Annotated in this window: 20 protein-coding genes; 16 read left to right on the plus strand and 4 right to left on the minus strand. The window is 69.9% G+C overall.

Annotation, left to right across the window (positions count from 1 at the left end; translation table 11 throughout):
• Positions 1-4 precede the first annotated feature (4 nt).
• Both LH62_RS14630 and rph read right to left on the minus strand, forming a co-directional pair.
• Positions 5-613 (minus strand): non-canonical purine NTP pyrophosphatase, encoded by a 609-nt coding sequence (locus LH62_RS14630; RefSeq protein WP_043362413.1) that lies wholly within the window; start codon positions 611-613, stop codon positions 5-7.
• Positions 606-1328: a ribonuclease PH gene (rph, locus tag LH62_RS14635; RefSeq protein WP_043362416.1), complete on the minus strand. Its 723-nt coding sequence runs from the start codon at positions 1326-1328 to the stop codon at positions 606-608. The genes LH62_RS14630 and rph overlap by 8 nt, the downstream gene beginning before the upstream one ends.
• Positions 1329-1385: 57 nt before the next feature.
• On the opposite strand from rph, the gene LH62_RS14640 reads away from it, so the two are divergent.
• The 9 genes from LH62_RS14640 to LH62_RS14680 all read left to right on the plus strand — a co-directional run bounded on the left by LH62_RS14640 (position 1386) and on the right by LH62_RS14680 (position 10445).
• Positions 1386-1769, plus strand: a complete 384-nt coding sequence (locus tag LH62_RS14640; RefSeq protein WP_160299839.1) for a VOC family protein — start codon at positions 1386-1388, stop codon at positions 1767-1769.
• Between the two features lie 48 nt (positions 1770-1817).
• Positions 1818-3443 (plus strand): ABC transporter substrate-binding protein, encoded by a 1626-nt coding sequence (locus LH62_RS14645; RefSeq protein ID WP_043362421.1) that lies wholly within the window; start codon positions 1818-1820, stop codon positions 3441-3443.
• A 138-nt stretch (positions 3444-3581) separates the two neighbouring features.
• A complete protein-coding gene (locus LH62_RS14650; protein WP_043362423.1) occupies positions 3582-5189 on the plus strand; it encodes an ABC transporter substrate-binding protein in 1608 nt (535 codons plus the stop codon).
• A gap of 72 nt (positions 5190-5261) precedes the next feature.
• Complete coding sequence (locus tag LH62_RS14655) at positions 5262-5603, plus strand: CidA/LrgA family protein (RefSeq protein ID WP_043362425.1); 342 nt, start codon at positions 5262-5264, stop codon at positions 5601-5603.
• Complete coding sequence (locus tag LH62_RS14660) at positions 5600-6319, plus strand: LrgB family protein (RefSeq protein ID WP_043362427.1); 720 nt, start codon at positions 5600-5602, stop codon at positions 6317-6319. Before LH62_RS14655 ends, LH62_RS14660 begins: the two co-directional genes overlap by 4 nt.
• Before the next feature lie 130 nt (positions 6320-6449).
• Positions 6450-6896: a GcrA family cell cycle regulator gene (locus LH62_RS14665; protein ID WP_043362429.1), complete on the plus strand. Its 447-nt coding sequence runs from the start codon at positions 6450-6452 to the stop codon at positions 6894-6896.
• A 165-nt stretch (positions 6897-7061) separates the two neighbouring features.
• Positions 7062-7928, plus strand: coding sequence for a DMT family transporter (locus LH62_RS14670; protein WP_043362432.1), 867 nt, complete (start codon positions 7062-7064; stop codon positions 7926-7928).
• 102 nt (positions 7929-8030) lie between these two features.
• Positions 8031-8717 (plus strand): class I SAM-dependent methyltransferase, encoded by a 687-nt coding sequence (locus LH62_RS14675; protein ID WP_369796825.1) that lies wholly within the window; start codon positions 8031-8033, stop codon positions 8715-8717.
• A 9-nt stretch (positions 8718-8726) separates the two neighbouring features.
• Positions 8727-10445: an ABC transporter ATP-binding protein gene (locus tag LH62_RS14680; protein WP_043362434.1), complete on the plus strand. Its 1719-nt coding sequence runs from the start codon at positions 8727-8729 to the stop codon at positions 10443-10445.
• 12 nt (positions 10446-10457) lie between these two features.
• Here the strand turns inward: LH62_RS14680 and LH62_RS32025 are convergent, their stop codons facing one another.
• Together LH62_RS32025 and LH62_RS14690 are read right to left on the minus strand one after the other, a co-directional pair.
• Positions 10458-11120, minus strand: a complete 663-nt coding sequence (locus LH62_RS32025) for a lytic transglycosylase domain-containing protein (RefSeq protein ID WP_052214504.1) — start codon at positions 11118-11120, stop codon at positions 10458-10460.
• Positions 11121-11129: 9 nt separating this feature from the next.
• The gene (locus LH62_RS14690) at positions 11130-12437 is read right to left on the minus strand and encodes an Nramp family divalent metal transporter (RefSeq protein ID WP_043362435.1); all 1308 of its coding nucleotides are present in this window, start codon (positions 12435-12437) and stop codon (positions 11130-11132) included.
• A gap of 136 nt (positions 12438-12573) precedes the next feature.
• Here LH62_RS14690 and LH62_RS14695 point away from each other — a divergent pair, with 136 nt between their 5' ends.
• From LH62_RS14695 to LH62_RS14720, 7 genes are all read left to right on the plus strand, one after another.
• Complete coding sequence (locus LH62_RS14695) at positions 12574-12900, plus strand: metalloregulator ArsR/SmtB family transcription factor (protein WP_043362438.1); 327 nt, start codon at positions 12574-12576, stop codon at positions 12898-12900.
• A 190-nt stretch (positions 12901-13090) separates the two neighbouring features.
• Entirely contained in the window at positions 13091-14005 is a 915-nt protein-coding gene (coxB, locus tag LH62_RS14700) for a cytochrome c oxidase subunit II (RefSeq protein ID WP_043362441.1), read from the plus strand.
• 31 nt (positions 14006-14036) lie between these two features.
• The gene (gene ctaD / locus LH62_RS14705; RefSeq protein ID WP_043362445.1) at positions 14037-15632 is read left to right on the plus strand and encodes a cytochrome c oxidase subunit I; all 1596 of its coding nucleotides are present in this window, start codon (positions 14037-14039) and stop codon (positions 15630-15632) included.
• An 83-nt stretch (positions 15633-15715) separates the two neighbouring features.
• Complete coding sequence (locus LH62_RS14710; RefSeq protein WP_043362447.1) at positions 15716-16639, plus strand: heme o synthase; 924 nt, start codon at positions 15716-15718, stop codon at positions 16637-16639.
• Entirely contained in the window at positions 16639-16767 is a 129-nt protein-coding gene (locus LH62_RS32385) for a hypothetical protein (protein WP_255359994.1), read from the plus strand. Before LH62_RS14710 ends, LH62_RS32385 begins: the two co-directional genes overlap by 1 nt.
• Before the next feature lie 4 nt (positions 16768-16771).
• Positions 16772-17389 carry a cytochrome c oxidase assembly protein gene (locus tag LH62_RS14715; protein ID WP_043362451.1) on the plus strand — a complete coding sequence of 206 codons (618 nt, stop codon included), beginning with the start codon at positions 16772-16774 and terminating at the stop codon, positions 17387-17389.
• An 86-nt stretch (positions 17390-17475) separates the two neighbouring features.
• Positions 17476-18327, plus strand: a complete 852-nt coding sequence (locus LH62_RS14720; protein ID WP_082012583.1) for a cytochrome c oxidase subunit 3 — start codon at positions 17476-17478, stop codon at positions 18325-18327.
• Positions 18328-18361 lie beyond the last annotated feature (34 nt).

The following is an 18361-nucleotide window of genomic DNA, read 5'->3' on the forward strand; positions in this document are numbered from 1 at the left end:
AGGCCTAAGCGGTGAGGCAGGCCTCCCGCAGCAGCGCGAAGGCCCGCGCCCGGTGGCTGATGGCATGCTTCGCCGCCGGCTCCATCTCGCCGAATGTCTCGCTGCCGCCTTCGGGGAGGAACATCGGGTCGTAGCCGAAGCCCCGCTCGCCACGCGGCGGATGCACCCAGGCGCCATGCGCCTCGCCGAGGAAGCCCTCGCTATGCCCATCCGGCCAGGCCAGGACCAGGGCGCAGGAGAACCAGGCATGGCGGTCGGGGAAGCGCGCGGCCAGCGCGGCGACCTTCGCCATCGCCATGGCATAGTCCCGCCCGCCATCCGGCAACTCGGCCCAGTCCGCCGTCCTCACCCCCGGATCGCCGCCGAGCGCGGCGACGGAGAAGCCGCTGTCGTCCGCCAAGGCCGGCAGCCCCGTCGCCCGAGCCGCCGCCAGCGCCTTGATGCGCGCGTTGCCGAGGAAGCTGTCCTCGGTCTCCTCCGGCACCGGCAGCCCAAGCGCCCCGGCCGCCACGACATCCATGCCGTAGGGCGCCAGCAACTCGGCGACCTCGCGCCGCTTCCCCTCGTTATGGGTGGCGATCACGAGCCGCCCGCGCTCGAGACGCCTAGCCAATGCCGACGGCCGCCCGCTGCCGCCGGAACAACTCGTCCGTCCCCTGCCGCGCCAGCTTCAGCAGCGCCAGCAGCTCCGCCTCGGAAAAGGGCTCGCCCTCGGCCGTGCCCTGCACCTCGACCATGCCGCCCTTGCCGGTGAGGACGAAATTGGCATCCGTCTGCGCCTTGCTGTCCTCGTCATAGTCGAGGTCGAGCACCGGCGCGCCCTGCCAGATGCCGCAGGACACCGCCGCCACCTGGTCGCGCAGCGGCACGGTGCCGATGACATTCATCTTCATGCAGTGGCGGAAGGCGAGATGCAGCGCGACCCAGCCGCCGGTGATGCTGGCGCAGCGGGTGCCGCCATCGGCCGTCAGCACGTCGCAATCGACGGTGATGGACATCTCGCCCATCGCCTTGAGGTCGGTCACCGCCCGCAGCGAGCGCCCGATCAGCCGCTGGATCTCCTGCGTCCGGCCGGACTGCTTGCCCCGCGCCGCCTCGCGGTCGGAGCGGGTATGGGTCGCCCGCGGCAGCATGCCGTATTCCGCCGTCACCCAGCCCTGGCCGGTGCCGCGCAGGAAGGGCGGCACCCGGCTCTCGACGCTCGCGGTGCAGAGCACCTCGGTATTGCCCATGCGGATGCGGCAGGAGCCCTCCGCATGACGGGCGACATTGGGCTCGAGGGTGACGCTGCGCAGCGCATCGGCCGCGCGACCAGAGGGACGGTTCATGCCGCGCGGGGTAGCACCGGCGCGCGGGGAAGGCGAGGGGGCGCTATGCTTCCCCGCATGACCACACCCCGCTTCCGCTACGACCACATCCATCTCCGCGCCCGCGACCCGGCGGCGATGGCCCGCTTCTTCACCGACCTCTTCGGCGCCGAGGCGCACCCGGAAGGCCGCGACGGCCGCTACGAGGTGACCCTCGACGGCCAGCTCCTGCTGATCGCCCCCTCCAACCCGGACTTCCCGGCCGAACCCGCCCCCGGCTTCCCGCATCTCGGGCTCGAGCATATCGGCCTCGGCGTTGATGACGTGGATGCCGCCTGCGCCCACTTGGAAAGCCTCGGCGCCGACATCGCCATCGGCCCGCTCGCGGCCGGCGCCTTCCGCCTCGCCTTCATCCGCGGCCCGGAGGGGGTGATGGTCGAGCTGCTGCAGCGGCCGCGCTGAGCACGATCCTTGCAAGGCCAGGGCAGGCATCCATCGGAGTAGCCCGCCATGCGCCTCGCCACCCGCCTCGCCATCCCCCTTGCCCTGGGGGCCGCCCTCGCCCTGCCGCTTCCCGCCGCCGCGCAGCAGCCCGCCGCGCAGCAGAAGGTGCTGCGCATCGCCATGACCGCCTCCGACGTGCCGACAACCTCCGGCATGCCGAACAACGGCTCGGAGGGCATGCGCTTCCTCGGCTTCCCGGTCTTCGAGCCGCTGGTCGACTGGGACCTCACCAGCGCCGACAAGCCCGCCGATATCCGCCCCGGCCTCGCCACCGCCTGGGAGCAGGATGCCGCCGATCCGCGCAAATGGCGCTTCACCCTGCGCCAGGGCGTCAGCTTCCATGATGGCAGCGCCTTCAACGCCGATGCGGTGATCTGGAACCTCGACCGCTTCTACCGCAACGACAGCCCGCAATTCGATGCGGCCGGCGCCGCGCTCGCCCGTGGCCGCGTTTCCATCATGACGGGCTACCGCAGGATCGACGACGGCACGGTCGAGCTCGAAACCTCGCGCCCCGTCTCCTACCTGCCCTACCTCCTCACCTGGATCCTCTTCACCTCGCCCCAGAGCTGGGAGGCGAATGGCCGCGACTGGTCGAAGGTGGCGACCGCCGGCGCCGCCGGCACCGGGCCCTTCCGCATCAGCCGCTTCGTCCCGCGCCAGTCGGCCGAAATCTCGCGCAACGACGCCTACTGGAACCCGGAGCGCCGGCCGAAGCTCGACCGCATCCTCCTGCTGCCCATGCCGGAGGCGAATACCCGCCTCGCCGCGCTGCGCTCTGGGCAGGTCGACTGGATCGAGGTGCCGCCGCCGGATGCCATTCCCTCGCTGCGGCAAGGTGGTTTCCAGGTCATCATGAACTCCTACCCGCATGTCTGGCCCTGGATCTTCGCCGCCGGCAAGCCGGGCAGCCCGACCGCCGACGTGCGCGTCCGGCAGGCGCTCAACTACTGCTTCGACCGCGACGGCATGACCACCCTGCTGAACGGCACGGCCGAGCCCTCGATCGGCTTCTACAAGGGGAACGACCCGCTCTTCGGTCAGCCGCAGAACCGCTACCGGCTGGATGCCGCCCGCGGCAAGGCGCTGCTCGCCGAGGCCGGCTACGGGCAGCAGCGGCCGCTGAAGCTCACCGTCGGCATCTCCACCAGCGGCTCCGGCCAGATGCTGCCGCTGCCGATGAACGAGTACATGCAGCAGTCGCTGAAAGAGAATTGCGGCGTCGAGGTCGCTTTCCAGGTGGTCGAGTGGAACACGCTGCTGGCCGGGCTGCGGGCCGAGCCCGGCGCGCCGCAATGGCTCGGCGCCGATGCGCTGAACATCAGCCTCGTCTCCTCCGACGCCTCGCAGATGGCGCGCTGGTTCCTTTCCTCCAACGCGACGCCGGTCGGCTCCAATGCCGGGCACTGGCGCGACGCCGAATTCGACGCCGCCTTCGCCGCGGTGGAGACCGAGCGTGACCCGGAGCGCATCCGCGCCGCTTTGCGGAAGGCCCACGAGCGCCTCGTGGACGGCGCCCCCTGGCTCTACATCGTCCACGACCTCAACCCGCGGGCCATGACTCGGCGCGTGCGCGGTTTCACCTCCGCCCAGTCCTGGTACCAGGATTTGACGCGGGTGGACGTGCAGTGACGCGTCCGCTGCCGCGGATTTAGGCAGGATCCGCGGCGGCGGCCGGCCCCCCCGCTTGCACGCCGCTTGCATTGCCGGTCCCGAACCAATCCGGGGATGGGACCAGTGATGACGAGACTGGGCATGAAGAGACTGGGCATGAAGAGGCTGGGACTGATCGGGGCGCTCGCCCTTGCCGGCCTGCTCGGCGCCTCGCCGGGCGATGCGCAGCAGCCGAAGGTGCTGCGCATCGCCATGACCGCCGCCGACGTGCCAACCACCACCGGCGCGCCGAACAACGGCTTCGAGGGCGTTCGCTTCCTTGGCTACCCGGCTTTCGAGGGGCTGGTCCTCTGGGACCTTTCCCGCGGCGACCGGCCGGCGACGCTCCGCCCCGGCCTCGCCGAGCGCTACGAGCAGGACCCGGCCGACCCGAAGACCTGGGTCTTCCACCTCCGCCGCGGGGTGAAGTTCCATGACGGTGCGCCCTTCACCGCCGACAGCGTGATCTGGACGCTCGACCGCTTCTGGAAGAACGACAGCCCGCAATTCGACGCAGCCGGCAGCGGCATCGCCCGCGCCCGCATCCCGATCCTCGCCAGCTACCGCAAGATCGACGACTTCACCGTCTCGATCACCACCACCCGGGTCGCCAGCTACTTCCCCTACATGGCGGTCTACATCCTGATGACGAGCCCGCAGAGCTTCGAGCAGGGCGGCCGCGACTGGGCCAAGGTCGCGGCGCTGCCGCCCGCCGGCACCGGGCCCTTCCGCCTCTCCCGCTTCACCCCCCGCGTCTCGGCGGAGCTGTCGAAGAACGCCGAGTACTGGGACCAGGCCCGCGTCCCGAAGCTAGACCGCGTGCTGCTGCTGCCCATCCCGGAGGCGAACAGCCGCCTTGCCGCGCTGCGCTCCGGCCAGGTCGACTGGGTCGAGGTGCCGCCGCCGGATGCCATCCCGAGCCTGAAGGGGGCCGGCTTCCAGGTCGTTACCAACAGCTATCCGCATGTCTGGCCGTGGTTCTTCCAGATGGGCGGCAGCACCACCCCCTTCCGCGACGTGCGCGTCCGCCAGGGCCTCAATTACTGCGTCGACCGCGCTGGGCTGGTGGAATTGCTGAACGGCACCGCCGAGCCCTCGGTCGGCTGGCTGAAGCCATCCGACCCACATTTCGGCACGCCGCAGAATCGCTACGGCTTCGACCCGGCGAAGGGCAGGGCGCTGCTGGCGGCGGCGGGCTTCACTGCGCAGAACCCGCTGCGCTTCAAGGTGATGATCTCGGCCAGCGGCTCCGGCCAGATGCTGCCGCTGCCGATGAACGAGTACATGCAGCAGGCCTTGAAGGAGGCCTGCGGCGTCGAGGTTTCCTTTGAGGTGACGGAGTGGAACACGCTGCTGACCGCGGTGCGCCAGGCGCCCGACGCGCCGATTCTGAACGGCTCCACCTCGGTCAATCCCTCCTCGCCTTCCTCCGACCCGGCGGTCGCGGCGCGCTACTTCCTGCAGGCCTTCGCCCCGCCGAACGGCTTCAACTGGGGCCAGTGGAACGACCCTCAGTTCGAGGAGGCCTTCGCCGCCCTCGAGAATGCCCGCGACCCGGCGGCCTACGACGCCGCCTATGCGAAGGCGCATGAGCGGTTGGTGGACAACCCGCCCTGGCTCTACATCGTCCACGACCTCAACCCGCGGGCGATGTCTCGTCGCGTGCGCGGGTTCACCTCCGCACAGTCCTGGTTCCAGGATCTGGTGACGGTGGACCTTCAATAGGCCAGGGCGGATCATGGCGGTGGGAAGGAGGCCCGTCGCCATGACCCTGCTGCCGAAGGAAGGGCGCCGCGCATGATCGGCGCCCTCACCACGTTGCTCTCATGCCAGCTCGCCGGCGAGGTCCTCGCCCGCGCGCTGCACCTTCCCGTCCCCGGCCCGGTGATCGGCATGGCGCTGCTCTTCACGGGCCTGCTCCTGCGCGGCCGCGAGGCGCCGCCCGCCCTGCACGCCACGGCCGATGCGTTGCTCGGCAATCTCGGCCTGCTCTTCGTCCCGGCCGGCGTCGGGGTGATGCTCTACCTGCCGGTGCTGGCGCGGGACTGGGCGCCGCTTTCCCTCAGCGTCCTGGCCGGGACGCTGGCCGCCATCGCCTTCACCGGCCGCCTCGCGCAGAGGCTGCTGCGCGGCCGATGAGCGAACTCGGCGAGATCTGGGTCTACCTGGCGCGGGAGCCGCTGGCCGCCCTGGCCGCCACGCTGCTCGCCTGGCTCGGCGCGCTCCGGCTGCAACGTCTTTGCCGACGGCACCCGCTGGCCAATCCCGTGCTCTTCGCCGTGCTGATCCTGGCCGCCGGGCTGCTGCTGAGCGGCATCGACTACCGCAGCTATTTCGAGGGCGCGCAGTTCGTCCACTTCCTCCTCGGCCCGGCCACCGTCGCGCTGGCTGTACCGCTGCACCGGCAATGGGAGGCGGTGCGCCGCTCCGCGCTGCTCGCCGCCCTCTCCGTCGTCACCGGCGGCCTCTTCGCCGCGGCGGTCGGCGTCGCCATCGCGCTCGCCCTGGGTGCTGCGCCGGAGGTCGTCGCCTCGCTCGCCCCGCGCTCCGTCACCACGCCGGTCGCCATGGGCATCGCCGAGCGGATCGGCGGCCTGCCCTCGCTGACGGCCGCCCTCGTCATCGCCAGCGGCATCACCGGTGCGGCGCTCGGCCCCTTGGTCCTGAATCTGGCGCGAGTCGAGGATATGCGGGCGAGGGGACTCGCCATGGGGACTGCATCGCATGGCATCGGGACCGCCCGCGCACTTTCGGTCAGCGCCGCGGCGGGCGCCTTCAGCGGCCTGGCGATGGGGTTGAACGCCCTCGCCAGCGCCCTCCTGCTGCCCCTGCTGTGGCATGCGCTCGCTGGTTGAGGCGAAAACAGTGCTTTTCCCCAGGATTCACAGGCGCGACGATCTGCCAGAACTTGTGGTGCCCTTGCGCGATATCCTACCGTATCTAGTAGGCGACAATATCTGGTAGGCCAAGGCAGGGGAGAACCACATGGAGTGGACGGCAGAGGCTATCGACCAACTCCGGGCCTTCTGGGCGGAAGGCCATTCCACCGCCGAAATCGGCCGAAGGATGGGCATCTCCAAGAATGCTGTCGTTGGCAAGGCCCACCGCCTCAACCTCGACGCGCGCCCCAGCCCGATCCGCCGCGAGGCCGAGGGCGGCGAGCGTCCCGCCGCGCAGCCCCGCCGCGCCACGCCGCCGGTGCGCGATGGTGCCCCGCTCCGTCGCCTGGACCAGCCCATGGCGCAGCCCGCCGCGGTCGTCCGCCCGTTCCAGCGTGTCTCGGCGCGGACCTGCTGCTGGCCGCTCGGCGAGCCGGGCACGCCCGAATTCCGCTTCTGCTCGGGCGATGCGCTGACCGGCAAGCCCTACTGCCAGGAACATGCGGCCGTCGCCTATGTGAAGGCCCGCGACCGGCGCGAGGATGCGGCGTAAATCCCCACCACAACGCTGCGCGTTGCCGCGGGGGGGCCGGTAAGGGCGCCTACTGCCCTGCGCCTCGCATCCCTGTCACGGCAGAGCCGCGGCAGGGTTCCGGTGGGTTGCCAGCGGGCGGCACCAGGGCGATCCTGACGAAATGTTCATCCTACCCGCCGGCCGATGAGCGGCTGGCTCGCCGGGCTTCTCCTGCAGGTCGCGGCGCTCGCCGTCTTCGTCTGCATGGACACGCTGCTGAAGGTGCTGACCGCCTTCTACGCCGTGCCGCAGCTGATGTGGGCCCGCTTCCTCTTCAGCCTCATCGCCGTCGCCCTGCTCTTCCGCCTGACCATGGGGCGGCTGCCCTGGCGCTCCCGCGCCCCCTGGCTCCAGGCTTGGCGCAGCCTGATGCTGGCCGGGGCCAACCTGATGTTCTCCTCGGCGCTGCCCTACCTGCCGCTCGCCGATGCGACCGCCATCGGCTTCGCCTCGCCCTTGCTGACCGTGGCGCTGGCCGCCGTCTGGCTGCGCGAGCGGGTGAGTCCGCGCCGCTGGGCCGGCGTCGCCATCGGCCTCGCCGGGGTGATGGTGGCGCTGCGGCCGCCCTTCCTCACCGGCGCCGAACCGCCGCATTGGGCCGCCGTCCTGCCGCTCGGCACCGCCTGCATGTTCGCCGTCTACCAGATCCTGACGCGCAAGCTGGCCTCGATCGACGACCCGCGCACCACCATCCTGCATACCGGCTTCGCCGGCTGCGTGGTGACGACGCTGGTCCAGCCCTTCTTCTGGACCTGGCCACCCGCCCTCGACTGGCCGCTGCTGGTGCTGCTCGGCCTGTTCGGCGCGCTCGGCCACGGGCTGCTGGTGCTGGCCTATGCCCGCGCCCCGGTCAGCCTGCTGGCGCCGCTCTCCTATACCCAGCTGCTCTGGGCCAGCCTCTCCGGCATCCTCGTCTTCGGCGACTGGCCGGATGGCTGGACCCTGCTCGGCGGCCTGGTCATCGCCCTGGGCGGCATCCTCGTCGCCCTGCCGGACCGGAAGCCAGCCTGACCGATCAACAGCGGTTTCTTCGGGAACCTTGGCCCCCGCCCCGGCTTGCGTCATAGCCCCGCTTGGTCTAGCGCATGGGCCACGACCGAGGAGAGCCGGGTCATTTCTCACGCCAGGCTGGAACAGCCCCACCGCAAGCAGATCGACCGCGACCCGCATCCGCGGGCGGCGTTGGACGCCGGCGCGGTACGGGACGCCTATCGCCGCTGGGCCGGCGTCTATGACGAGGTCTTCGGCGGCGTCTCCGGCGCCGGCCGCCGCCGCGCCGTCGCCGCCGCCAACCGCCTGCCGGGCGACCGCGTGCTGGAGGTGGGCGTCGGCACCGGCCTCGCCCTGCCGCTCTACGAGCGGCGCAAGCAGGTCGTCGGCATCGACCTCTCGAGCGACATGCTGCGCCGCGCCCGCGACCGCGTGGCGAAGGAACGGCTCGGCAACGTCACCGGCCTGCTCGAGATGGACGCCGAATCCATGGCCTTCGAGGATGGCAGCTTCGACATCGCCGTCGCCATGTTCACCGCGACCGTGGTGCCGGATGCGCGCCGCCTGTTCCGCGAGATGCGCCGCGTGGTGCGGCCCGGCGGTGAGCTGCTCTTCGTCAACCACTTCGCCGCCGAGGGCGGCCTCCGCTGGTGGGCCGAGCGGACGCTCGCGCCGCTCTCCCGCGTGCTCGGCTGGCATCCCGACTTCGCCCTGACCGACCTGCTGGACGACCCGCGCCAGGCCGCCGAGATCGAGTCCTGCCCGCCCTTCGGCCTCTTCACCCTGGTGCGCGTGCCCAACCAGGGCTGAGGCTCGCCCGTGCTTCGCCAGTTCCTCGCCTGCTACCGGCCGCATCTCCGGCTGGTGGCGCTCGACTTCGGCTGCGCGGCGCTGTCGGGGATGCTGGAACTCGGCTTCCCCATCGCCGTGCGCGCCTTCATCGACCGGTTGCTCCCGGTCGGCGACATGCAGCTGATCCTGCTGGCCGTGCTGGCGCTTCTCTCGGTCTATGCGGCGAACGCCGCGCTGATGGCGATCGTCACCTACTGGGGCCATGTGCTCGGCATCGCCATCGAGACGGAGCTGCGCCGCCGCGCCTTCGACCACCTGCTCGGCCTCTCGCACCGTTTCTTCGACGAGGGAAAGACCGGGCACCTGGTCGGCCAGCTCACCAAGAACCTCGAGGATATCGGTGAGGTCGCGCATCACGGTCCGGAGGACCTGCTGATCGCGCTGCTGACCTTCCTCGGCGCCTTCGCCCTCATGATCTGGGTCAGCCCGACGCTCGCCCTGCTGACGGCGCTGATCGTCCCCGCCGTGGGCTTCGTCGTCGCGCGCTATGGCGGGCGGATGACGCAGAATTGGCAGGCGCAGTTCGGCCGGGTCGGCGCCTTTAACGCCCGGATCGAGGAGGCCGTCGGCGGCATCCGCGTGGTCAAGGCCTTTGCCAACGAAGCGCATGAGCGCGCCCTGTTCGCCGCCGACAACGACCGCTACCGGCAGACCAAGCTCGACGCCTACCGCATCATGGCGGCGAGCCAGACGCTCAACTACCTCGGCATGCGCCTGGTCCAACTCGCCGTCATGCTGGCCGGCGCGGTGCTGATCACCCGTGGCGCACTCTCGGTCGGCGACTTCGTTGCCTTCCTGCTGCTGGTTGGCGTCTTCTACCGGCCGCTCGAAAAGATCAACGCGGTGATCGAGACCTATCCAAAGGGCATCGCTGGCTTCCGCAGCTACCTGGAGCTGATGGCGCAGCCAGCCGAGATCGCCGACCGCCCCGGCGCCCGCCCGGCCCCTGGCCTCCGCGGCGCCATCCGCTACGAGGGGGTGAGTTTCGGCTACGCGCCGGGCCGGCCGGTGCTGCGCAACATCGACCTCGACGTCGCGCCAGGCACCACCGTCGCGCTGGTCGGGCCCTCAGGCGCCGGCAAGACCACGCTCTGCGCCCTGCTGCCGCGCTTCTACGAGCCCTGGAGCGGGCGCATCACCATCGACGGCATCGACATCCGCGACATCACGCTCGCCAGCCTGCGCGGCCAGATCGGCATCGTGCAGCAGGATGTCTTCCTCTTCGCCGGGACCATCCGCGAGAACATCGCCTATGGCAGCCTCGGCGCCACCGATGCAGCGATCGCCGAGGCGGCGCGTCGCGCGAGGCTTGACGGGCTGGTCGCCGAACTGCCGCAGGGGCTCGACACCCCGGTCGGCGAGCGCGGCGTGCGGCTCTCCGGCGGGCAGAAGCAGCGCCTCGCCATCGCCCGCGTCTTCCTGCGCAACCCGCCCGTGCTGATCCTCGACGAGGCGACGAGCGCCCTCGACACGGAGACGGAACGCGCCATCCAGGCCTCGCTCGCCGAGCTGGCGGAGGGACGGACAACTTTCGTCATCGCCCATCGCCTGGCGACCATCCGGGGGGCCGACCGCATCCTGGTGGTGACCGAGACGGGCATCGCCGAGCAGGGCACCCATGCCGAGCTGCTCGCCGGCCGGGGCGCCTACCGCTCGCTGCACGACGCGCAATTCGCCTCGCCCTGAGCCCGGCGCCGGTCAGCGCCCGCCGCAGCTCACCCGCGGCCGCACCCCGCCGCCGCCCCGCCGGATGACGAGCGCCGGCTGCCGCCCCGGCGCGCAGAGCCCGGCCAGGCTCCGGGCGGGGAGGGGGACGCTGCCGCCCCTGGCCCAGGCCGCCCCGAGCCGCGCCAGCACCACCCGCCGCTGGTAGCCCGCCCCGCGCTCCGGATCACCGGAATGGTATTGCGCGATGGCATCCGCCCAGTTCCCCGTGCGCCCCCGCAGCTCCAGCAGGAAGCGCACTGCGTAGCGCACATTGGTCGCCGGATCGAAGCCCTCCGCCACGCCGGGAAAGGCCTCCGGATGGTAGAGCAGGTTCACCTGCATGCAGCCGATATCGACCGAGCGCTGCCCCCTCGCCAGCAGGCCCGCCACCGCGGCCAAGGCCGCCTCCCGCGTCGGCTCGGCATGGCCCTCGCCCCCGGCATTCCAGCTCCACGGCCAGGGCTCGAAGCGGCCCGAGCGGGGATCGCCCCGCCCGGTCTCGACCAGCGCGATCGCCAGCAGCAGTCCTGGTGGCAGCCCCGAGCCCCGCTCGGCAGTGGCGATGGCGCGGCGGCAGGCCGTCCAGGCGTCGTCCTGCGCCTGGGCGGGCCCGGCGGCAAGAAGGAGAAGGAGGCCGAGTCCGAGCCAGCGCATGGCCCGAGCCTAGGCCATGAAGTCCCAGAGCAGCTTCAGATTCATCGCCACGATCACCACCGTGCAGGCCCAGCCCAGCACCACCTGCCAGCGCGGCGCCGCCTGCGCCCCGAGCCGCTCCCGGTCCCCGGCGAAGAGCATCAGCGGCACCACGGCGAAGGGCAGTTGCAGGCAGAGCACCACCTGGGAGAAGACCAGCAGCTCCGCCGTTCCACTCTCGCCATAGAGCCAGGTCACGATCACCGCCGGGACGATGGCGATCAGCCGCGTCACCAGCCGCCGCACCACCGGCGAAAGCCGTAAGCCGAGGAACCCCTCCATCACCACCTGCCCGGCCAGCGTCGCGGTGACGGTCGCGTTCAGCCCGCAGGCCAGCAATGCCACGGCGAAGAGGGTGGCGGCCATCGCCGTGCCGACCATCGGCGCCAGCAGCTCATAGGCCTCCTGGATCTCCGCCACCTCGGTCTGCCCGCCGGCATGAAAGACCGCCGCCGCGGTGATGAGGATCGCCGAGTTGACGAACAGGGCCAGCGTCAGCGCCACCGAGCTGTCGATGGTGGCGAAGCGGATCGCCTCGCGCCGGTCTTCCACCCCCTCGCCATAGGCCCGCGACTGCACCACGGCCGTATGGAGGTAGAGGTTGTGCGGCATCACCGTCGCCCCGAGGATGCCGATGGCGATGTAGAGCTGGTTCTCGTTCGTCAGGATCGAGGCGCTCGGCACGTAGCCGGCGAAGACCGCCGCCCAGTCCGGCTGGGCGAGCACCATCTGCACCGCGAAGCAGCCGAAGACGAGCATCATCAGCCCCGCCACCAGCGCCTCCAGCCAGCGCACGCCGCGGTGCTGGAGCCAGAGGATCAGCAGCGCATCGAGCGCCGTCAGCACCACGCCGGCCAGCAGGGGGATGCCGAAGAGCAGGTTGAGGGCAATCGCCGTGCCGATCAGCTCGGCGAGGTCGGTGGCGCAGATCGCCACCTCCGCCAGCGCCCAGAGCACCAGGTTCACCGGCCGGGGGAAGCGGTCCCGGCAAAGCTGCGCCAGGTCCCGACCCGTGGCGATGCCGATCCGGGCGCAGAGCGCCTGCAGCAGCATCGCCATCAGCGAGGAGGCGAGCGCCACCGCGAGCAGCGTGTAGCCGAAGGCCGAGCCGCCGGCGAGCGCCGTCGCCCAGTTGCCCGGGTCCATGTAGCCGACGGCGATGAGGTAGCCGGGCCCCACGAAGGCGCCGAGCCGGCGCAGCCAGCCCGCGGCATGGGGGATGCGGACGCTGGCATGCATCTCGGCCAGGCTGAGGTCGGAGGGCGGCGGCCTCAGCATGCGGCCATTCCCCGGCGGATGGCTGAACAGGTCTTCAACTGTTGAAAGGTTCCTTGTTTTTCAGTGGTTTATTCATTATGGTCTAGTTGCGCTCGCGATGCTTTCCTGTCAAGGCATGGGGCAGGGGTAGGGGCAGATGCGCGCACGAATGCGGATCGGTGACGACCAGGTTGTCGAATTGGCGGAAATGTTCCGCCTGATGAGCGACCCGACGCGGCTGAAGATCATCCTCGCCTGCCTCGATGCCCCGGCGGCGGTGGGCGAGATGGCGGAGCGCCTGGGCATCTCCGCCTCCCTTGTGTCGCACCACCTGCGCCTGCTGCGCGCCGCCCGGCTGCTCCAGGCCGACCGCCGCGGCCGCCAGGTCTTCTACGCGGTGATGGACGAGCATATCCGCTCCATGCTGTCCGACATGGTGGACCATGTCGCCGAGGTCGATGCCGAGGCCGAAGCCGCCCCCTGAATTGCCCTCTCCCGGCCGGACTTGCGCTTCGCGCGCCGGCCCTCACTTGTGCGGTGCGGTGCTGGGCGACTATGGTCCGGCCGCGTCGCCTCAGCGCCCCCAGGGCGCGGCGGCGCGTCGGCCGGCAAGCCCGGACGGCAGGACCTTTCTCAGGCGGTGCGCGCACCGCGCGCGGCGGGCGGGACACGGAATGCAGCGGGTGATTGGTCAGGGGTTCGGGTGGGCATCGAGGCTGGCGCTGGCCGGCCTGCTCGCCCTGGGTGGCGCGATGGGGACGGCCCTGGCGCAGGATAATCGCAGCTCCGGCGGCACGGTGGGCGAAACGCATTCGTCCCTCGGCGCCCCGATCCCCTGGGGCCTCGGCCTGCAGCCGGCCGGCGGCCCGGTGAAGGAGGCGATCCACGACTTCAACACCCTGGTGCTGTGGATCATCATCGCCATCACCATCTTCGTCATGGCGCTGCTGGGCTACTGCATCTGGCGCTTCCGCGCCTCGGTGAACCCGAATCCGTCCCGCACCAGCCACAACACCGTCCTCGAGATCGCCTGGACGGTCGTGCCGGTGCTGATCCTGCTGATCATCGCCATCCCCTCCTTCCGGCTGATCTATTACGAAGACCGGGCGCGCGACGCGGACCTGACGATCAACGTCCAGGGCCGGCAGTGGTACTGGCACTATGCCTACCCGGACAACGGCGACTTCGCCTTCGACAGCCGCCCGATCCCGGATGAGGACCTGAAGCCGGACCAGCCCCGCAACCTCGCGGTGGACGAGCCGCTGGTCATCCCCGTCGGCGCCAATATCCGGGTGCTGACGACGGGCCAGGACGTGATCCACAGCTTCTTCGTCCCCTCGCTCGGCGTGCAGAAGTACACGATTCCGGGCCGGACGCTGGAGACCTGGTTCCGGGCCGACCAGCCGGGCGTCTATTACGGCCAGTGCAACCAGATCTGCGGGACCAACCACTGGTTCATGCCGATCATGGTCCGCGCCGTGCCGCAGGCCGAGTTCCAGGCCTGGGTCGAGGAGGCCAAGAAGAAATACGCGGCGAATGACGGCACGCCGGCCCAGGCCAGCACCCGCATTGCCGAGCTGAGCCGGTAACCGGCCACCCTTTTCATCCAGAGGCGGACCCATGGCGCACGCCACAGACGCACATCACGACGGCCACCACGACCACGCCCCCGGCTTCGTCGCGCGCTGGCTGTTCAGCACCAACCACAAAGATATCGGCACCCTCTACCTCATCTTCTCGATCTTCGCCTCGGTGATCGGCGTCGCCCTGTCGATGCTGATGCGGATGGAGCTGCAGCAGCCCGGCCTGCAGTTCTTCGGCAGCGGCCAGTCCTGGAACACGGTGGTGAGCGCCCATGGCCTCATCATGGTGTTCTTCGTGGTCATGCCGGCGCTGATCGGCGGATTCGGCAACTGGTTCGTCCCGCTGATGATCGGCGCGCCGGACATGGCCTTCCCGCGGATGAACAACATCAGCTTTTGGCTGCTGGTCCCGGCCTTCCTGCTGCTCGGCGCCAGCCTGTTCATCGGCGAGGGCGCGGGCGCGGGCTGGACGATCTACACCCCGCTCTCGGACAGCGCCTACCACCCGGGCCCGGCGATGGACCTCGCCCTCTTCGCCCTGCACCTCGCGGGCGCCAGCTCCATCATGGGCGCGGCCAACTTCATCACGACCATCTTCAACATGCGCGCGCCGGGCATGACCCTGCACAAGATGCCGCTGTTCGTCTGGTCGATGCTGATCACCGCCTTCCTGCTGCTGCTGGCGGTGCCGGTGCTGGCGGGCGCCATCACCATGCTGATCACCGACCGCAACTTCGGCACGGCCTTCTTCAAGCCTGAGGGCGGCGGCGACCCGGTGCTGTTCCAGCACCTGTTCTGGTTCTTCGGCCACCCCGAAGTCTACATCATGATCCTGCCGGGCTTCGGCATCGTCAGCCACGTCATCTCGACCTTCAGCCGCAAGCCCGTCTTCGGCTATCTCGGGATGGCCTACGCGATGACGGCGATCGGCGTGGTCGGCTTCGTGGTCTGGGCGCACCACATGTTCACTTCGGGCATCGACGTGGACACGCGGGCCTACTTCATGGCTGCGACCATGGTCATCGCCGTGCCGACGGGCATCAAGATCTTCTCCTGGATCGCCACCATGTGGGGCGGCTCGCTCGACCTGAGGACGCCGATGCTCTTCGCCATCGGCTTCATCTTCCTCTTCACGGTCGGCGGCGTGACCGGCGTGAAGCTGGCCAATGCCAGCGTCGACGTCATCCTGCACAACACCTACTACGTCGTGGCGCACTTCCACTACGTGCTGTCGCTCGGCGCCGTCTTCTCGATCTTCGCCGGCTTCTATTACTGGATCGGCAAGATGAGCGGAAAGCCCTACCCCGAGTTCTGGGGCAAGGTGCATTTCTGGATGCTCTTCATCGGCGCCAACCTGGTCTTCTTCCCGCAGCACTTCCTGGGTGCCCAGGGCATGCCGCGCCGCTATCCGGACTATCCTGACGCCTTTTGGGGCTGGAACCTGGTCTCCTCGGCCGGGGCCTACATCTCCACCGCCTCGATGTTCGTCTTCTTCTATGTCTGCTGGAAGACCTTCGCCTCGAAGGAGCATCTGGCCGACAACTACTGGGGCGAGGGGGCGACCACCCTCGAGTGGCAGGTCAGCAGCCCGCCGCCCTTCCATACCTTCGAGGAGCTGCCGCAGGTCCGTTAAGCCTGCGTCAGGTCACCGAGAAAGCGCCACATCCCGTAGGCCGGGGTGTGGCGTTTTTCATGGGGAGGGCCTACATCGCCCCCATGAGCGACGTCACCGCAGCCGCACCGCCGCAGGACCTGTCCGAGGTCAAGGACTGGGTCACCCTCCTCAAGCCGCGCGTCATCTCGCTGGTGGTCCTCACCGGCATCTGCGGCCTGCTCGTCGCCCCGGGCCACCTGCACCCGACGCTCGCCATCGCCGCCGTGCTCTGCATCGCGCTCGGCGCCGGCGCCTCGGGCGCCATCAACATGTGGTACGACCGCGACATCGATGCGGTCATGCGCCGCACCCAGAACCGGCCCATCCCCGCCGGGCGGATCGAGCCCGGGGCGGCGCTCTCCTACGGCGTCGGCCTCGCCGTTGCCTCCGTCCTCATTATGGGCCTGGCGACGAATTGGGTCGCGGCCGGCGTGCTGGCGCTTTCCATCGCTTTCTACGTCTTCGTCTACACCGCCTGGCTGAAGCGGCGGACCTCGCAGAACATCGTCATCGGCGGCGCCGCCGGCGCCTTCCCGCCGGTGATCGGCTGGGCCGCCGTCACCGGCGACGTGACGCTGGCGCCGATGATCCTCTTTGCCATCATCTTCTTCTGGACGCCGCCGCATTTCTGGGCGCTCAGTCTCTTCGCCCATGCCGATTACGAGAAGGTCGGCGTGCCGATGCTCCCCGTCACCCATGGCGCGCGCGAGACGCGGAAGCAGGTCCTCGTCTATACCCTGCTCCTGCTGCCGCTGACGCTGCTGCCGACGCTGCTCGGCTTCGCCGGCTGGCTCTACGCCGCCGCCGCCGTCCTGCTCGGCGCGGAGTTCCTCCGCCACGCCATCGCCGTCTGGCGCGACGAGCAGGATGAGGCCGGCCGCAGCCTCACCGGCGACCGCCCGGCCAAGAAGGCCTTCCGCTACTCGCTGCTCTACCTTGCTCTGCTCTTCGTGGCGCTTGCCGCCGACAAGGCCGTGCTCGGGTGATGACACCCGAGCAGCGCCTCGATTTCGACCGCCGGCGCCGCCAGAAGAACTGGGCGGTGCTCGGCGTGCTGGTCCTGCTCGTGGTGCTGTTCTTCGCCATCAGCACCGCCCGCGTGTTGAGAGGTTAATCCAATGACGCCCGCCGAGACCCTCCGCCGCCGCAACCGCCGCCTTGGCCTCGTGGTCGGCGGCGGCGTCGCCTGCATGGTCGGCCTCGCCTTCGCCTCCGTGCCGCTCTACGACATGTTCTGCCGGGCGACCGGCTATAACGGCACCGTACAGACCGGTGGTCCCGCTGCGCCCGGCGCCGCCGCCAATGCCGGTGCGGTGACCGTCCGCTTCAACGCCAATACCCATCCCGGCCTGCCCTGGCGCTTCACCCCGGAGGCGCCGAATGTCTCGCTTCGCCTCGGGGAGGAAGGAATGGGCTTCTACCGGGCCGAGAACCTCGCCGACCGCCCCGTCACCGGCGTCGCCACCTACAACGTGACGCCCGAGGTAGTGGGCAAGTATTTCCACAAGACCGCCTGCTTCTGCTTCAACGAGCAGACGCTGGAGGCGGGCCAGCGCGTCGACATGCCGCTCACCTTCTGGATCGATCCGGCCATCGCCGATGACCCGAACACGCGCGGCATCCGCACCATCACCATCAACTATACCTTCTTCCGCAGCCTCGACGATGCCGCCCGCACCGGCGCGCTGGCCAATGCCGGCCCGCATGTGGGCCCGGCCCGCACGACCACCGAGTAGCCGCCTCAGGGCTTGATAACGGCCGGTTTTTGGGGATTGATGCGCCCCGACCGGCGGGCCTCCTCCCGCAGAGATCAGGACGCGCAATGGCCAGTTCCACCGATATGACGGCGACCGCGGAACCCGCGCCGCTTCACAAGCACCCCTACCACCTGGTCGATCCCTCGCCCTGGCCGCTGGCCGGCGCCTTCGCGGGCGGCGCCCTGGTGCTCGGCATCGTGCTACTGGCGCATTACGGCATCCATTGGATGCTCTACCTCGGCGTCGCCAGCGTGCTGGCGACCATGTTCTTCTGGTGGCGCGACGTCATCCGCGAGTCCCGCACCCCGGGCATGCACACGCCCGTCGTGCGCATCGGCCTGCGCTACGGGATGATGCTCTTCATCGCCTCCGAGGTGATGTTCTTCGTCGCGTTCTTCTGGGCCTATTTCCACTACGCTCTTTACCCGCAGCATGTCTCCGGCGCGGTGGAGGCGATCTGGCCGCCCAAGGGCATCCTCACCTTCGACCCCTTCGGCCTGCCCTTCCTGAACACGATGATCCTGCTGCTCTCCGGCTGCACGGTGACCTGGGCCCATCACGCGCTGCTTCACAACGACCGGAAGTCGCTGATCGCCGGCCTCGCCCTGACCGTCGCACTCGGCCTCTCCTTCACCGCCTTCCAGGTGGTCGAGTATGCCGAGGCACCCTTCAAGTTCACCGGCGGCATCTATCCCTCGACCTTCTTCCTGGCGACCGGCTTCCACGGCTTCCATGTGATGGTCGGCACCATCTTCCTGGCGGTCTGCCTGGTCCGCGCCATCAAGGGCCACTTCAGCGCCCAGCGCCATTTCGGCTTCGAGGCGGCGGCCTGGTACTGGCACTTCGTGGACGTGGTGTGGCTCTTCCTCTTCGTCTGCATCTACTTCCTCGGCGCCGGCGAGATCGCCGAGCACTGAGCCTCCGGCCTCTTCCGCCAGGGCCGCTATCGCA

It is taken from the genome of Belnapia sp. F-4-1 (genome assembly GCF_000802185.1).
GTDB lineage: Bacteria > Pseudomonadota > Alphaproteobacteria > Acetobacterales > Acetobacteraceae > Belnapia.

Bases quoted from the DNA above. Each gene is read 5' to 3' on its own strand.
- rph (WP_043362416.1), bottom strand. From the start codon at position 1,328: ATGAACCGTCCCTCTGGTCGCGCGGCCGATGCGCTGCGCAGCGTCACC.
- LH62_RS14640 (WP_160299839.1), top strand. From the start codon at position 1,386: ATGACCACACCCCGCTTCCGCTACGACCACATCCATCTCCGCGCCCGC.
- LH62_RS14645 (WP_043362421.1), top strand. From the start codon at position 1,818: ATGCGCCTCGCCACCCGCCTCGCCATCCCCCTTGCCCTGGGGGCCGCC.
- LH62_RS14650 (WP_043362423.1), top strand. From the start codon at position 3,582: ATGAAGAGGCTGGGACTGATCGGGGCGCTCGCCCTTGCCGGCCTGCTC.
- LH62_RS14655 (WP_043362425.1), top strand. From the start codon at position 5,262: ATGATCGGCGCCCTCACCACGTTGCTCTCATGCCAGCTCGCCGGCGAG.
- LH62_RS14660 (WP_043362427.1), top strand. From the start codon at position 5,600: ATGAGCGAACTCGGCGAGATCTGGGTCTACCTGGCGCGGGAGCCGCTG.
- LH62_RS14665 (WP_043362429.1), top strand. From the start codon at position 6,450: ATGGAGTGGACGGCAGAGGCTATCGACCAACTCCGGGCCTTCTGGGCG.
- LH62_RS14670 (WP_043362432.1), top strand. From the start codon at position 7,062: ATGAGCGGCTGGCTCGCCGGGCTTCTCCTGCAGGTCGCGGCGCTCGCC.
- LH62_RS32025 (WP_052214504.1), bottom strand. From the start codon at position 11,120: ATGCGCTGGCTCGGACTCGGCCTCCTTCTCCTTCTTGCCGCCGGGCCC.
- LH62_RS14690 (WP_043362435.1), bottom strand. From the start codon at position 12,437: ATGCTGAGGCCGCCGCCCTCCGACCTCAGCCTGGCCGAGATGCATGCC.
- LH62_RS14695 (WP_043362438.1), top strand. From the start codon at position 12,574: ATGCGCGCACGAATGCGGATCGGTGACGACCAGGTTGTCGAATTGGCG.
- coxB (WP_043362441.1), top strand. From the start codon at position 13,091: ATGCAGCGGGTGATTGGTCAGGGGTTCGGGTGGGCATCGAGGCTGGCG.
- ctaD (WP_043362445.1), top strand. From the start codon at position 14,037: ATGGCGCACGCCACAGACGCACATCACGACGGCCACCACGACCACGCC.
- LH62_RS14710 (WP_043362447.1), top strand. From the start codon at position 15,716: ATGAGCGACGTCACCGCAGCCGCACCGCCGCAGGACCTGTCCGAGGTC.
- LH62_RS32385 (WP_255359994.1), top strand. From the start codon at position 16,639: ATGACACCCGAGCAGCGCCTCGATTTCGACCGCCGGCGCCGCCAGAAG.
- LH62_RS14715 (WP_043362451.1), top strand. From the start codon at position 16,772: ATGACGCCCGCCGAGACCCTCCGCCGCCGCAACCGCCGCCTTGGCCTC.
- LH62_RS14720 (WP_082012583.1), top strand. From the start codon at position 17,476: ATGGCCAGTTCCACCGATATGACGGCGACCGCGGAACCCGCGCCGCTT.